This is a genomic window from Paenibacillus tianmuensis (genome assembly GCF_900100345.1).
GTDB classification, from domain to species: Bacteria; Bacillota; Bacilli; order Paenibacillales; family NBRC-103111; genus Paenibacillus_G; species Paenibacillus_G tianmuensis.
In genome coordinates this window covers 1-15,612 of sequence record NZ_FMTT01000009.1, presented here as the reverse complement: position 1 = coordinate 15,612, position 15,612 = coordinate 1, and the positions used below count along the sequence as shown (strand labels likewise).

General features: G+C 55.8%; 14 protein-coding genes. 2 read left to right on the top strand and 12 right to left on the bottom strand.

Translation table 11 applies throughout. The features are described from left to right. Positions 1–4: 4 nt before the first annotated feature. From BLO51_RS08375 to gpr, 8 genes are all read right to left on the bottom strand, one after another. The gene (locus BLO51_RS08375) at positions 5–1,543 is read right to left on the bottom strand and encodes a TCP-1/cpn60 chaperonin family protein (protein WP_090669697.1); all 1,539 of its coding nucleotides are present in this window, start codon (positions 1,541–1,543) and stop codon (positions 5–7) included. Next, positions 1,540–2,571 (bottom strand): heat-inducible transcriptional repressor HrcA, encoded by a 1,032-nt coding sequence (hrcA, locus tag BLO51_RS08370; protein ID WP_090669692.1) that lies wholly within the window; start codon positions 2,569–2,571, stop codon positions 1,540–1,542. Before hrcA ends, BLO51_RS08375 begins: the two co-directional genes overlap by 4 nt. Positions 2,572–2,906: 335 nt before the next feature. Then, the gene (locus tag BLO51_RS08365; RefSeq protein ID WP_090669690.1) at positions 2,907–3,374 is read right to left on the bottom strand and encodes an N-acetyltransferase; all 468 of its coding nucleotides are present in this window, start codon (positions 3,372–3,374) and stop codon (positions 2,907–2,909) included. 78 nt (positions 3,375–3,452) lie between these two features. After that, positions 3,453–4,631: a radical SAM family heme chaperone HemW gene (gene hemW, locus BLO51_RS08360; protein WP_090669688.1), complete on the bottom strand. Its 1,179-nt coding sequence runs from the start codon at positions 4,629–4,631 to the stop codon at positions 3,453–3,455. A 63-nt stretch (positions 4,632–4,694) separates the two neighbouring features. Continuing rightward, entirely contained in the window at positions 4,695–6,509 is a 1,815-nt protein-coding gene (gene lepA, locus BLO51_RS08355; protein WP_090669686.1) for a translation elongation factor 4, read from the bottom strand. Between the two features lie 121 nt (positions 6,510–6,630). Continuing rightward, entirely contained in the window at positions 6,631–7,032 is a 402-nt protein-coding gene (locus tag BLO51_RS08350; RefSeq protein ID WP_090669684.1) for a hypothetical protein, read from the bottom strand. 42 nt (positions 7,033–7,074) lie between these two features. Further along, entirely contained in the window at positions 7,075–8,325 is a 1,251-nt protein-coding gene (gene spoIIP / locus BLO51_RS08345; RefSeq protein WP_174551215.1) for a stage II sporulation protein P, read from the bottom strand. Between the two features lie 222 nt (positions 8,326–8,547). Further along, a complete protein-coding gene (gpr, locus tag BLO51_RS08340) occupies positions 8,548–9,546 on the bottom strand; it encodes a GPR endopeptidase (protein WP_090669679.1) in 999 nt (332 codons plus the stop codon). Between the two features lie 188 nt (positions 9,547–9,734). On the opposite strand from gpr, the gene rpsT reads away from it, so the two are divergent. Both rpsT and BLO51_RS08330 read left to right on the top strand, forming a co-directional pair. Further along, on the top strand, positions 9,735–10,007 hold the full coding sequence (rpsT, locus tag BLO51_RS08335) for a 30S ribosomal protein S20 (protein WP_090669676.1): 273 nt from the start codon (positions 9,735–9,737) through the stop codon (positions 10,005–10,007). A gap of 132 nt (positions 10,008–10,139) precedes the next feature. Continuing rightward, positions 10,140–10,631: a EutP/PduV family microcompartment system protein gene (locus BLO51_RS08330; protein WP_090669673.1), complete on the top strand. Its 492-nt coding sequence runs from the start codon at positions 10,140–10,142 to the stop codon at positions 10,629–10,631. A gap of 49 nt (positions 10,632–10,680) precedes the next feature. Here the strand turns inward: BLO51_RS08330 and holA are convergent, their stop codons facing one another. From holA to BLO51_RS08310, 4 genes are all read right to left on the bottom strand, one after another. Further along, a complete protein-coding gene (gene holA / locus BLO51_RS08325; RefSeq protein WP_090669670.1) occupies positions 10,681–11,700 on the bottom strand; it encodes a DNA polymerase III subunit delta in 1,020 nt (339 codons plus the stop codon). Between the two features lie 285 nt (positions 11,701–11,985). Further along, the gene (locus BLO51_RS08320) at positions 11,986–13,323 is read right to left on the bottom strand and encodes a zf-HC2 domain-containing protein (RefSeq protein ID WP_090669668.1); all 1,338 of its coding nucleotides are present in this window, start codon (positions 13,321–13,323) and stop codon (positions 11,986–11,988) included. 53 nt (positions 13,324–13,376) lie between these two features. Further along, complete coding sequence (locus tag BLO51_RS08315) at positions 13,377–13,934, bottom strand: RNA polymerase sigma factor (protein WP_090669665.1); 558 nt, start codon at positions 13,932–13,934, stop codon at positions 13,377–13,379. 279 nt (positions 13,935–14,213) lie between these two features. Then, positions 14,214–15,431 (bottom strand): YbfB/YjiJ family MFS transporter, encoded by a 1,218-nt coding sequence (locus BLO51_RS08310; protein ID WP_167670138.1) that lies wholly within the window; start codon positions 15,429–15,431, stop codon positions 14,214–14,216. Positions 15,432–15,612 lie beyond the last annotated feature (181 nt).

Here is a 15,612-nt window from a genome sequence, read left to right as displayed (position 1 = left end):
GGCCCTACTCTTCCGTGCGCGGGCGCATCTTAATGACCGTGTGGATGCGAAGAACCGCGCATGCCACCTCGCCGGCAGCCCGCAGCGCATGCAGCTTCACCTCCGCCGGGTCGACGACGCCGGCGGCCATCATATCCGCGACGCTTCCGGTATCGCAGTCGATACCGAGCGCATCGTTGCTGGAAGCGATCTGCGCCGCTTTCACCTCTTCGACTTTCTCCAGAGGGTTGTAGCCCGCGTTCACGACGATTTGGGCCAGCGGCTTGCGCAGCGCCTGTGCGACGGCGGCAATGCCGAAGCCTTCCATGCCCTGCACCGTCTCCCGGTGGCGGTCAAGCTCGTGGGCGACGGCCATTTCGGACGCCCCGCCGCCGGGCAGGCAGCCGCCGCGCAGCGCGGCCTGCACGCTTGAAGCCGCGTCGCGGGCGATGCGCAGCCGCTCGCCGACCACCTCGCTCGTGCTGGCGCCCACGACGATGGATACTTGCGTACGGCCTTTGCCTTCGGCCATCCGCACGCTCTCCAGCCGCTCGTCATAAGCGACGTGCCCGGCGAAGCCGAGATAGCCCGCCAGCTCCGAGGCGGGCTTGCGCAATCCGCTGCGGCGGATCGGCCGCGCACCGGTGTATTCGGCGATGCGGCGCAGCTCCGCCCGCGGCAGGCGCTGCAGCACCATGATCCCATGGTCGGTGCAAAACTGCTCCGCATCGGGGTCGACGCCCCGTTCCGAGGCCACGAAGCCGACGCGCAGCTCGACGAGCTTCTCCAAGAGGGCGCGGAACTGCTCCCGCAGCTGCGTCTGCTTGTGGAAGCCTGCATCGGTCATGAGCGCTTCTTCATCGACCGTCTCCGGCTCGAACGCATCCTGGAACAGCAGCACCTGCGCCGTATCCGGAGGAAAATCAAGCTGGGCATTGGCCGGCTTTTTGTTAATCAACAGGCCTGGCCACACTTCGTTCGCCGCTTTTCCGTGCGACATCACGACGTCGGAGAAGCGGAAGTGCGGCTCCCGCAGCTTCGCCGGGCCGAGACGCTTCGCTCCTTCGACAATCAGCTTGGCGAGGTCGGCGTGCTCCCGCCCGGCAACGTACGCGATCCGGTACAGCAGAGGATCGCTCATTCCTTCCAGCGGGCGCGCCCGGCGGGCCAGCGACTCCAGCGCCGCGGCCACGCCGTCCTGCACCCCGCGGACGACCTTCGCCACCGGTACGCCCCGCGTGACCTGCGCCACGCCTTCGGCGACCAATGCGCCAGCCAGCACGGTAGCCGTCGTCGTGCCGTCCCCGACTTGATGCTGCTGGGAACGGGCGACTTGAATGAGCAATCTCGCGGCGGGGTGGGTGACGTCCATCTTTTCCAAAATAGTCACGCCGTCATTCGTAATGACGACTTCCCCCTGCGTCCCGACCAGCATCGTATCGAGCCCCTTCGGTCCGAGGGTCCCTTCCACCGCGGAGCAAATGGCGCGGATCGCATTCGCGTTGTTCCGCAGCGTGGCAAACGCCTCTTCGCCTTCCTGGCCTGTCGGCTTGATTTGGCTCATTTGTACCAACGCCCCATCAACTGATTCAAATCTTTCGTCAAATGCTCGAGCAGCTTGATGACTTTACCGTAATCCATCCGCGTCGGTCCAAGGATGCCGATCGTCCCGAGCAGTTGCCCGTCTATCGAATACGAAGCGGTGATCAGACTGCAATCGTTCACGGCTTCCAGCTTGTTCTCGCTGCCGATCCGCACCTGTATCCCGTTCGTTTCGCCGGTTCCGTCAAACAGCTGCACCAGCTTTGGCCCTTCGGCGAGCAAGTCCAGAATGCTTTTTACTTTATCGACATCCTTGAACTCGGGCTGCGTCAGCATGTTCGTCGTGCCGCCAAGGAAAATCCGCTCTTCCTCTCCGCGGTCCATCACATGATCCAGCATGAGCAGCAGCTCTTCGTAACCGGAGACGTAGCTGCTCAGCTCCGAGGCGATCTCCGTGTACAGCTTCGACTTGAAATGAAGCAACGGCACGTTTTTGAGCCGGGCATTGAGCAGGTTGACGAACTTCTCGATCTCCGACATCGGAACGCCTTCGGGAATCGTGACGGTCTTGTTCTCCACCTGTCCGGTATTGGTCACGATAATCGCGACAGCCGTCCGCTCGTTGAGCGGAACGATTTGCAAATGCTTCATCGTCGTGCCCAGCATCTCCGGTCCCATGACGATGGACGTATAGTTCGTCAGTTGAGACAAAATTTGCGCCACATGCTGGATGGTACGTTCCATCTCCTGCATTTTTTCGGAAAAAAACTGCTTGAGCATGTCGACATCCTGAACAGGAAGCTGGATATAATGCATCAGATGATCGACGTAATATCGGTAGCCCTTGTGGGAAGGAATCCGGCCAGCCGACGTGTGCGGCTGCTCCAGAAAGCCCATTTCCTCCAGGTCGGACATTTCGTTGCGGATGGTGGCGGGGCTGAATCCCACGTTGCCGCGCTTGGATATGCTGCGGGAGCCGACCGGCTCCGCAGAACGGATGTAATCATCGACGATGGCGCTTAAAATATGACGTTGTCGTTCGGTTAGCACACCAAGTCCCCCTTGCTTTGGAGGTTTTTCGGGAGAAAAGGGAATTGACTGCGTGAAAGGAACTGCAGCCTCCGGCCGCTGTTGAACTCGGGTTCCAATTGAACTTACCTGTCGGTAAGAACCCGAGTTCAAAGGCGGCACGTAGACTCTCCGACTGCAGTTCTTTCCTCCGTCAAAAGCTTTTTACCGAAAAACAAATATATTTAAAAGAAATAAACCAGGGCATACCTCGCTCGCCTTGTATCTTAACATTCAAACCGCTCTTTCGTTAGCACTCCGTGTTAGTGAGTGCTAAGCTAATACAAAAATAACAGACCCATAGGGTCTGTGTCAAGTCAGTCGAGCCGTTTCAAGACGGCGATTTCGTCGCAGCAATGCTGCTTTTTGCAGTGGATGCAGTCGCGCCATACCTTCTCGGGGAAGATATCCTTCTCGACAACGGCAAAGCCGTTTCTTTCGAAGAACGCCACCTCGTAGGTCAGCGCCATCACTTTCGGAATGCCCTGCTTCTTCGCTTCGTGCAGCAGCGAGTTGACGAGCGCCTTGCCAATGCCTTGACCTTTGTATCCGTCTGAAACACCGAGCGACCGGATCTCGACCAGATCCTGCCCGAGTCTTGTGAGCGAGCCGCAGCCTACAAGCTGACCATCAATCTCCGCTACGACGAACGTATCGAGCTGCACAGACAGCGTCTCCTTGGTACGCGGGAGCATAATTCCTTGTTCAGCATAGCCTTGAATAATGTCGTATAATGTGTCAATGTCCTGCGCGGTCGCTTTTCTGCAGGTCAAGGTCGTCGTCATAGCGGTTCCCACCTATCGCCTAGTAATATCTCATGGAGAAAATGATATGAATAAATATACAACAAGACGTATAAAGGATCAACCTATTTTTGACGTATTTTTTATGGCTCCCAAAAATTCGCCGAACACTTCGTTTCCGAGCAGCACGCCGCGCTCACTCAGCTTGTAGCCCTCGGCGCTCGCCTCCAGCAACCCGAGGCTGCATTGCCGCTGGAGCACGTGTCCGAACACGTCGTCCAGCTCCATGCCGAACTGCTCGTTAAAATCCGCCTTGCGCACGCCGCCGAGCATCCGCAGCCCGACCATCATGAAATCTTCCATCGCTTCATGAACTTCCACCGCGTTCTTCTCCAGCAGCGGCAGCCCGCTGCGCGTCGCGTCGATATAAGGCTGTACGCCTTTAATATTCACGTGCCGCTGACCGTGGACATAACCGTGAGCCCCGGCTCCAAGGCCGTAATAGCTCTGATTGCGCCAGTACATCGCGTTATGCCGGCTCTCGTGCCCGGGTCTGGCGAAGTTGCTGATTTCATACTGGCCGTAGCCGGCCGAGCGCAGCCGCTCCATGATCAGCAGAAACATGCCGATTTCCTCATCTTCTTCGGGCAGCGGCAGCTGTCCGCGCTCATAGAGCGTGTGGAACAACGTATTCTCTTCTACCTTTAAGCTATAGATCGAGTAGTGCGGCAGATCCAGCGCGAGCGCTTCCTTCAGCGTCGCTTCCATCACTGCCTTGGTCTGCTTCGGAAGCCCGAACATCAGATCGATGGACAGATTCGTAAATCCGGCCTTCCGCGCGTTCTCCAAGCTCCGGTACACGTCATCGGTATTGTGGATGCGCCCGATGCCTTCGAGCAGTCCGTTATCAAACGACTGCACCCCGAAACTGATCCGGTTGACGCCACCTTCTTTCATGGCTTGAAGCTTCTCCAGGTCGGTTGTGCCCGGATTCGCCTCCATCGTAAATTCCAACTGCGGCGACCAGTCCGGGAAATAAGCGCGGACGCGGCGCAAAAACAGTTCCATCTGCTCCGGCGTCAATACCGTCGGCGTTCCGCCCCCGACGAAGATCGTCTCGATCTCCCCCGGCGGGACCGCCTGCACCGTCCGTTCCATTTCGCGCTCAAGCGCATCCAAGTAATCCATGACGGGCTGGCCTTTCAGCACGTAGGAATTGAAATCACAGTAGTGGCATTTGTTCGTGCAAAAAGGGATATGAATATACACCGCTTGGGGTGTCTGGGTTCGCTGCAGCATTTAGGTTCCCCCTAATGGCAAAAGCAGGCGTTCGGAACTCCGAAGCACCTGCCTGCTTTTTTCTTAGTTATCGTCGATCTTCAATACGGCCATAAACGCTTCCTGCGGCACTTCCACGCTGCCGACCTGCTTCATGCGCTTTTTGCCTTCCTTCTGCTTCTCCAGCAGCTTACGCTTCCGCGAAATGTCGCCGCCATAGCATTTGGCGAGGACGTTCTTACGCATCGCCTTCACCGTCTCGCGCGCGACGACCTTCTGGCCGATCGCCGCCTGTACCGGCACCTCGAACATTTGGCGTGGAATGAGCTCCTTCAGCTTCTCACAAATGATGCGGCCGCGGTGGAACGCCCGATCGCGGTGCACGATGAACGAGAGCGCATCCACCTGCTCCCCGTTCAGCAGAATGTCCATTTTCACCAGATTGGAATGCTTGTAGCCCGACAGTTCATAATCGAACGAAGCGTAGCCTTTGGTGCTCGATTTCAATTGGTCGAAGAAGTCGTAGACGATCTCCGACAGCGGAATATCGTAAGTGAGCGTCACGCGGGTCGTGTCGAGATATTCCATATTGATATATTCGCCGCGCTTGGATTGGCACAGCTCCATGATGGCGCCGACATAATCGTTCGGGACGATGACGGACGCCTTGACGTAAGGCTCCTCAACGAAGTCGATTTTACCCGGCTCCGGGAACAGCGACGGGTTCTCGATGTTCAGCACTGTACCGTTCGTCTGCGTCACGCGGAACACCACGCTCGGCGCGGTCGTAATCAGCGGAATGTTGAATTCGCGCTCGATCCGCTCCTGAATGATCTCCATGTGGAGCAGCCCCAAAAATCCGCAGCGGAAGCCGAAGCCGAGCGCCGTGGACGTCTCCGGCTCGAAGCTGAGCGACGCGTCGTTCAATTGCAGCTTCTCCAGCGCTTCACGCAGATCGTTGTAATCGCTCGTTTCGATCGGATACAGCCCGCAGAATACCATCGGGTTGATTTTGCGGTAGCCCGGCAGCGGCTCGAGCGTCGGATTTTTGGCGTCCGTTACCGTATCCCCGACCCGGGTGTCGCCGACGTTCTTGATCCCCGCGACGACGAAGCCGACATCGCCGACCTCCAGCGAAGGAACCGAGCCCATGCGCGGCTTGAATGCGCCGACCTCGATGACCTCGAACGCTTTGTCCGTCGCCATGAATTTGATTTTCGAGCCCGCTTTGATCGAGCCGTCGAGAACACGGACGTACACGATAACGCCCTTGTACGGGTCGTAGTGCGAGTCGAAAATGAGCGCCTTGAGCGGGTTGTCCGGATTGCCTGTCGGTGCGGGAACCTTCTGTACGACCTGCTCGAGAATTTCCTTAATGCCGATTCCGGCTTTGGCGGAAGCCAGCACCGCATCGCTTGCATCAAGCCCGATCACGTCCTCGACCTCCTGCTTCACCCGTTCCGGCTCCGCGCTTGGGAGGTCGATTTTGTTGATGACCGGCAAAATTTCCAGATTGTTGTCCAAAGCCAAGTAGACGTTGGCGAGCGTCTGCGCTTCAATCCCCTGCGCCGCGTCCACGACGAGCAGCGCGCCTTCACAGGCGGCAAGACTGCGGGAAACCTCGTACGTAAAGTCGACGTGTCCCGGCGTATCGATCAAATTCAATATATAATCTTCACCATCGTCGGCCCGGTAGTTTAGACGCACCGCCTGCAGCTTGATCGTGATGCCCCGCTCGCGCTCCAGATCCATCTGGTCGAGCACCTGGTCCTGCATTTCACGCGACGTTAGCGCGCCGGTATATTCGAGGATGCGGTCTGCAAGCGTCGATTTCCCGTGGTCGATATGGGCGATGATACAAAAATTTCTTATTTTCTTTTGTCTGGCTTGGATATCCATCGGCAGCTTTACCCTCACTAACCTGCAAATTTACAATACTTCTAATTATAGCAGTTGTGACGGCGGGCATCAATGGACACCCCTAAAACTTCCATGTCCGTCCCGTTGCAGAAGACGGCACTTATGGACTTAACGCTTCAAATAGAGATACGACAAGACGAATGCTGTGATACGCCGCAATCTGCAGCAGCTCTCCCGTCTTGTTCCCGACACGGTTGATGCCCGTGTTCGCAGCCGGATCTTCCGGCATGGCCGGCTTTGCTTTGGCCTCCGCAGGTCGCTGCGCATGCGGCTTGGGCACCGGCCCCGCTGCATTCGCTCCGGCCGGAGGCGCGACAGCCTGCTTCCCTGCTGGCGCGGCGGTATACGCGTGCTGCTTCGCTTCCCCGGCCCCGGCCTGCGGCTTGGTCAGCGGGCCGTGAATCCGCTCGGTTCCCTGCGTGGCAAGCGTGACTCCGAAAAAGATGCAGAAGGCCATCGCCAATCCTACGACGCCGACTTTGACGAACGTATTTCCTCTCACCGCGCTCTCCTCTCTTTCTCCCCGGGGGCCCGGTACCGGCTGTTACTTATTCCCGTCTTTCCCGTCCGTAACCGGCGCATCAACCTTCTCCGCATTCAGGATTATTTCGGAAACCGCCTTGGCCAACGCATCCACGGTGCGATAGCATTCCTCCAGGCTGTTGTCCACCCCGCCAACTTCGATCAGCACGTTGTTCGGGGAGAAGGTCTGGTTGTAGACGCCGTTGCCTTCTCCGTTTTTGGCATGAATCCCCTTGGAGAGGCCGGGATACTTCGCTTCGAGTACCCGGTCGATTTGTTCGGCGAACTGGTAGTTTTGCTTCCAATTCGGATTTTTGCCGCCGATGATAAAGTAGATTTGCGCGTAATTTTTTCCGTTGATCGTCGCCGTCGTCTTGTCGCGGCGCTGCGAATCGCGGTGAATGTCAAAATAAAATTTCAAATCCGGATGCCCGGATACGGCCTCTTCCAGCGTTTTGAACGAATATTTGTAGGAGTAGTAATAGTTGAAGCTTTTTTCGATAGCCGGATAGTTTTTATCCGAGTGCACGGCACCGATGCCTTCCTTTTCCAGCATTTGGGCGAGCCGCCGCCCGACCAGCGTTACGTTCCGTTTCGGGTCGTACGCCTTGTCCGGATCTCTGACGCCGGGCAGCTCCGGCAAATACGATTCCTGATTGTGCGATTGATAGACGAAAGCGACATTTTTGCCGGCCATTTTCGGTCCTTCGGCCGCAGGCAGCGGGATGGCCGGTCCCTGCACCTTCCCTTCATCGACCGATCTCGCTCCGGGATTAGCCGTAATCGAACCCGCTTCCCCCAGGTCCCCGCGCTGGAACACGTCCGATTTGGGGCCGTAGTCCTCGGGAGAATCGACGACGAAGCCGTCGGCTCCGCTCAGCAGCACAGAGCGCTCCTGCGATAGTCCGGGCACCTCCCGGGAAATGAGCGTCTTCGGGTCCTTCGGATTCAGATCGGTGAACAGCGAGAACAGGAAGCCCGACACGTTCGATTGCGAAAACGTAAACGACTTGCGGTCCTGTTGAAGACCCGGCACCTCCATCCCCATCATATCCATGAAAAAACGGCTGGATACGGAAGCTGCAAGTCCCTTCATCGACGTGGAAGGGGAAGGGTTCGAGACGGTCGAATGCACATACCCTAGCAATCCGATGGATATAAAAAACAACAGACATCCTGTCATCAGGATGGTCAACGTCCTTGAGTACATGCCGATGGCTTGTCCTATTTTCCGGTACTTGCTTAAATTGACGGTGACGGCCGGCCACTTCATGATCTATTCCTCCTTGTTCGGCTTCTGGTGCATCTTCGGCTGAGCAGGCACCTTCCGACGCTTTTATTACCGCCAGAATTCCCGCTTCTCTATTACCTACTCTATGAAGCCGCGCTAGAAGATAGAACCTGAAAATCATAGCCATAAGGAAATTTACCGGCATAATCAAAAGCGTCCGGGGCGGAGGATCGTCATCCTGCCGTGCCCGGACGTTCGTTCGGCTTAATGCGTATACGCAGACACGTTGCTCTTATCGACCGCCTCATGCAGCGCGGCATTCAGCCCGCTGGCAATCATATTGGCGATGTCTTCGATGAACTGGTCGATTTCCTTCGGTGTGACGAGCAGATCGTGGCCGAGCGGGTTCAGCACTTCCTTCACCAACTGCAGCCGCTCCTGCTCCTGCATATTGTCGAGAAGACCGAGAATATGTCCGGTGTTCGTCGTCTGCTTTCGGAAATGGTTATGCATCATGTCGAACGCATTGTTCACGATCGTTGACGCATAGACGACGGTCGGCACGCCGATGGCGATGACAGGCACTCCAAGCGTATCCAGCGTCAAGCCTCTGCGCTTGTTGCCAATGCCCGACCCGGGATGAATGCCCGTATCCGCAATCTGGATCGTTGTGTTGACGCGCTCAAGCGAACGGGACGCAAGCGCGTCGATGGCGATGACCAGATCGGGCTTCGCCTGCTCCACGATTCCCTCCACGATTTGGCTCGTTTCGATCCCGGTCGTCCCAAGCACGCCCGGCGCCACGGAGCTGACCGGACGATAGCCCGGACTGACCTGATCCGGCATCAGCTCGAAATAATGGCGGGTCACCATGACGTTCTCCACGACCATCGGTCCCAGCGCATCGGGCGTTACGTTCCAGTTGCCGAGTCCGATGATCAGTACGCTCGCCTTCGGCCCGATATTCAGCTTGTGCAGAAATTTCTCGAACTCCTGGGCGAATATCGTGGCTACCCGGTCCTGCAGATCGCTGTCTTTTTGACGCAGCGCCGGCACGTCCAAGGTTATATAATGACCCGGAAGCTTCCCGACCGCCTGGGAGCCCTCCTGGGAAGTAATATCGATCACGCTGACCCGGACGCCTTCCTCCTCGTACTGCGTCCGCTCAATGCCCGGTATCGTCATTCCGCCGGCCGATGCCAAATCGTGCGCCTCAAGGGCGAGATCCGTCCGCACGGAGTAAGCGCTCAAATCCAATCCCATGCTCTCGTCTCCTTTCATTCTGGCTCGCCACGTTATTGTGTGAAAAAGCCAAATTCGTTATGCAAAAGTTTTACAGGCTCGGTCCGGCGTTTCTATTGCATTTTCATATCGCCCATGTTAGAATATCTAGAGTTGTCAACAAAACATGATCTATGTTTTTTTGCAAGTTGTGGTAGGAGGTGAACGTCATGCCAAACATTAAATCCGCGATTAAACGCGTGAAAGTAAGCGAGAAGCGCCGTCTTCGCAACGCTTCGCACAAATCCGCGCTCCGCACGGCTGTAAAAACAGCTGAAACTGCAATCGCAGGCACCAACGTGGAAACGGCTAAAGCCGCTCTGATCGCTGCCAGCAAAAAGTTGGACAAAGCAGTGACCAAAGGATTAATCCATAAAAATGCCGCTGCCCGCAAAAAGTCCCGCCTCGCGAAAAGACTTAACGTGCTTTCCGCACAATCGTAAGGTACTTCTAGCGGCGTTGCAGCAGGTACGAGACTTTGTTTCTGTACCCGTTGTCAACAACATACACGCATAAAGAAAGACCTTCAGGCCATTCGTCCTGTCGGTCTTTTTTATTTACAATAAGGAGATCATATGAAAAAGGTCCTTATCATTGGCATTGTAGCTAGCGGTAAGACAACCTTGGCAAAGCGGTTATCCCAAAAGATGAATGTCCCTTGGTATGAGTTGGATGATATCGTTCATCATCAAACGCCGACCAGGCGGTATAAACGTACAGCGGATGAGCAGGTCGAGGTTATTATGGATATCGATAAAAACGGAGCTTGGATATTCGAAGGAACGGACCGGGAATCGTATCAATGTTTATTTGACATGGCGGACACCATTATTTTTCTCGATACGCCGCTATGGAAACGCAGAATCCGAATAGTTACCCGGTTTCTTAAGCAAAAGCTGGGGATTGAAAAGTGCCATTATAAATCGGATCTTACGATGTTAAAGATGATGTATAAATGGACGCGGGATTTTGAAAGCAACAGAGTAAGCTTTGAATCCAAGCTGCAGTTATATCAACACAAAGTAATTCGATTATATGATAATAAAGACTTGAGTTTTGTTAAGTAAAAGAGCATGCCGTCCCTTCCCGGAACGATCATGCTCTCCAATTATATCCTCAAGATGCCAGCCGCAGCAGAAACATTTCCAAGCCCAGCACCTTGTCGATTTTCCCGCTCTTCATCCGGTAATCGAGATCCGCCAGCTGCCGCAAAATGTCAGCAAGCTGGTTCAATTCAAACTTGTTCGCCTGACCGGCCGCAACCTTCACGCCGTACGGATGGAGACCGAGCTGACCGGCGATTTGCTGCTGTGAATAGCCCTGCTGCATTAAATCCTTCACTTGGAACATGATTCGGAACTGCCGGGCGATCAGCATCACAATTTTGATCGGCTCCTCCTTGCGGCGGATGAGCTCGCTCAGCATCGTAAATGCCTGATCCAGCTTGACCTGAACAATATGCTCAATCAGCAGAAAGATGTTCTGCTCGATGCTCCTCGTGACGAGCTGCTCCAAATCTTCGGCTTGAAGCGTCCCGCCCTGACCGACGTAGAGGGCGCATTTCTCCACTTCCTTTACGAGCGCCTGAAGGCTGGTGCCCGTGTACTGAATGAGCTGCTCCGCAACCCCGGGACCGAACGAAAACCCGGCTTTCCCCGCTTCCTGATTGACCCATCCCGTCAGTTCGTCTGCAGACAGCATAGCGCACGGGACGAGCGCATCGGCTTCCTTCAGCGCCTTGACGATCTTTTTGCGCTCGTCCAGCTTGTCCGCCTCGACCGTAAAGACGATGATGGAGAAATCCGCCGGGTCTTTCAAATAGTTCGCAAGCCGTTCGAGTGAATGCTCCACTTTGCCGCTTTCCTTGGCGCCTGTCAGAAAAAGCGCATTCGTCGCGACGACCAGCTTGCTCGGTACCATAAAAGGCAGCGTTTCCGCCTCCTCGATGACGACACCGACCGGCGTCTCCGTCAGATCGTACCGCGAAACGGCAAACGCTTTATGCTCCGGCTCGATCAGCTTGTCCGTCAGCCGGGCAATCAGCTCCTGAATCAAATAGCTTTCCGCCCCATAGGCTATATATACGGGTTTAAACTGCCCCTTGTTGATGTGCCTCATCGCCGTTTTGTAATCCATTGTGCTGCCCACCGTTCCTTCCCGCTCTGCTTACGTCCTTCATGATACCAACAACAAAGGGATTACGTCAAAGCCCTAAGGCCCGACCTAATCCCTTTGTCCGAAACGCATCTATATAAACACCTGCCGGCAGGCTCTAGAAACCGGCTGGCAGATGGTCATACGACGTGAATCGTCTTCCGTCTTCATCTATTGTATATATACGTGAATGGACGCCGTGGGGTGCAACAGTTCCCTTTACCAATATGTTAAACTTTCATGAATTTGTTGAAAATCCGATTTCGGTTATGGCTTGCTCGGCTTGACTTCCGTTTCGGTCTTGGCTTTGAGGTCGATGATGAACGTCTTGGACTGTTCGGCCATCATGACCCGGTACGTCAATTTCCCATCGCCGGACCATTCCACAAGGTCGATGCGATCCGCACCCTTCCAATTGTAGCCGGACGCATACACTTCTTTGCCGTCTTTGTCAACAATAACGATTTTCTCTTCCCGGACCGATGCCTTATACTTCTCGTCCGGGGATGCAAGCTCGTGAACTGCGGGCTTCGAGTCCGGCTTCGCGGAAATGCCCATAGACGAGCCACCATTCTTCTTAGCGGTGCTTTCCGGCCGCGGCTGATTGTCCGTCGCTCCTTCGCCCGTGTCAGCCGACTCAGAGGCTACCGCTTCTTCCGAAGGCTGGGACGGCTCCGAGGCGATGAAGCCCTTAGCTTGCTCGTGATTGCCATTCTCTGGAGAAATCCCTTTGTCCTCTCCCGGAGGAGACGCAGGCTGCTGAGAAGGCACCGCTGCACTAAAGCGTTTCTCTACCGGAGCCTTCGGCTGCTTCTCCCGAACGAGCTGCTCCGTTTCCACCGTCTTGCCTCCGGGCGTCTGCTGCCGCGGTACGGCCGTTTGACTTGTGCTACGGTCCGCATCCGCTGCATCGGAGCTTCTCGATTGAACAGAAACTTCTTTGTTGGTGTCGCCGCTTCCTGCCGATGAATTTTGGGGCTTGTGCTCCTGGGAGGCCGCTTTGTTATCGGAGCCGCCAGCGGGAAGAGACTGCTCCGCCTTGCCTCCCGTCTGCGCCGCTGGCTTGCTTTTTACCGCTTCAGTCGCTTGGCCAGCCGCCGGCAGACCCTCGCTTTCCGCTTTCTTATCCGTCATCGAGAGCAGCAATCTTCCCGCATCCGACTCGGGATTGGACTGCTGGCTCTGGAACAGGAAAAATCCAAGCACGAGCCCGACCGCTACGACGCCGCCGAACACGGGGAAGGAAATCCATTCCCGCACATTTTTACGCCAGCTTCCCCAGGCTGGACGTTCGTCCGACGGATCGGCGGCGGCCGCTGCCCGCAGCGCTTCCGTCTCGCGCTCTATCTTTCCGGAAGCGGCATCCGGTGCGGTTCCTGCCGCCTCAAGCTGTTCCAGCTTCGGCAATATGGCGTCGACCAAGCTAAATGGCGGCGTTACCTTGGGCAAGCACTCCAGCTCGTTCGATAAATTAACAAGACGTTCGAACAATCCCGTGCAATCCGGACACTGCTGCAGATGCTGAAGCATCCGGCCGTACTCCGTTTCATCGAGATCCCGGTCCAGGTGTCTCTGCATCAGTTCGATCACCTCTTGACACATCATCCCCGTACACTACCTTTCCGTAACGATTCGTATATCCTCTTCATGCTGCCCACTTACCCTCGAACCGCGTCTCCGCTTGGCTTTTTGTACTCCCTCAGGATGGTTTGGAGCTGCTGTCTTGCCCGGAACAAATAAGATTTCACCGTGTTAATCGGCAAATCAAGCGATTCCGCTATTTCATTATAGGAAAAATCCTGCAAGTATCGAAGCACCACAACGGACCGATGGTGCTCGGGGAGCTTGTAAATTGCATCTCGGATGTCCTGAGCAATATACGTAGACATCACTTCGTCTTCCACCGTTTTATGGTCGGTAAAGCTCAAATCGTGCTGCTCGATCGAAACCGTAGGCTTGGCCCGGCGGAATTTATCGATGCACAAGTTGGTCACGATGCGCTGCACCCACGTTTTAAACTGTGCCTTTTCTTCGTAGGAGTTGATCTTTGTATAAATTCGGATTAACGCTTCCTGAGCCGCGTCCATCGCATCCTGCTCATTGTTCAAAATGTAATAAGCGGTACGGTAGACGTGGTTTTCAATTTCGCGCAATAGGGTAATTAGAGCGTCGCGATCGCCCGACTGGGCAGCCTTGATAACTTCAGGCGCTACCACTGGGATCCCCCTCTCTTGCAACCTTATAAACGAGTGCGTGGGGCGAAATGTTGCAGCCCGGGACACAATTCTATCAGCATATCAAATTTTGACTTCGAGGTACATAGAAGTTTTTAGCCTTGACCAGCCGACTTATGTCGTTCAATTATACGTGAAAGGGACTTTTTTGTTTCGCAGCAAAAAAAGACCGGATTCCCCGCGGTTCCCCGGCTGACGATGTCCCGTTTAACGGCTCGTTCCCGGAGATTCGCTGAGAATCCGATGATCAAATGGTACATGTTACCGTTTGGCTCCCGACGTTCGGGCTGTCTTTGCGAAAGCGCCTTTCCGTCCGGCTGGAAAGATCGTGGCGAGCGCTCCGGCGCACACGATCGAGGCTGCGCCGATTAGCGCCCCTTGGTAGTTCCCTGTGCCCGATACCATCCAGCCTGCAACAATCGGACCGATCACCTGCCCGGCGCCGTAAACGGCGGTGAGAACGCCGACAAATCTTCCGGCATCGGCCGGCATCCGCTGCCGCGTCCACGAGATGGTCAGCGTCGTGACGCCCATGAACGTCAAGCCGAACAACACGGCTCCCAGCAGTACGCCCGGCCAGGCCGGATAAACGACGGGAAGCGCGATCCCGGCCGCTTGGAGCGCCAAGGCCGCGAATAAAGCCGACCTGCTGCCGAGCCGGCCCGCGAGCAGGGACCACAGCCAGCAGGAAGGAATGGCCGTCGCGCCGACCAACATCCAGATCCAGGCTGAAAAAGACTGCATCGCCGGAAGCTGCTGCACGTAAGCGACCAGAAACGTACCGGTTACAATGTAGCCGAGCCCTTCCAGCCCGTAGACGATCAACAGCCGGATTTTGAAGCTTGTCAGCGAGCTGCGGTCCTCGGGGACGGATGAACCGGTACGGGCCCCCGTAGCCGCTGAATCCGTCGGTTCCCGGAGTTTCGTCCACGCCAGCGCCAGCAAAACGGCGCATACAAGCGCCATGCCAAGCCACGTGCCGCGCCAGCCGTACTGCACATCCAGCCACGGAACCGCAAAGCCGGTCGCGGTAATGCCAAGGCCAACGCCGCTGTAAAAGAGCCCCACCGCATGATGAGACTTCGACAGCCCCGCCAATCCGTCCATAACCAATCCGGAAACGTAGACGAAGATCACGGCGCTTGCGAAGCCGGAGACGAAGCGCAGCGCAAGCCACAACGCATAGTTATCCGCGACCCCCATCCATGCCGTCATCGCCACGCTGACGACGAGCGCGAGCTTCAGCCTGCTTAATCTGCTCTCCTTTCGGGCTCTCAAGGCGGTCATAATCGCGCCGGCCAAGTAACCCGCATAATTCGACGATGCCAGCGCGCCCGCGCCCGCCTCTGTAAACAGCTGCTGCTTCAGCATTAGCGGAAGAATCGGCGTATATGCGAACCGCCCGACACCCATTGCGATAAAAAGAGAAGCGATTCCCGCGCCGACCAATAATAGCGAACGCTTTTCTCGTTCGTTCATCCTCATCCCTCCGATATCTCGTTAAACAGAACGGTATTGTCTTGTTTATACTATATAAGTTGAACTAAAGACCTTAGAAATCTATGGTAAGGAAATTCATACCTACTTGTCGAATAAGTAATGAAACATGAACAGACAGGCAGGGAATGAAGATGGAAAACGCACAAAAATTAGAAGAAGT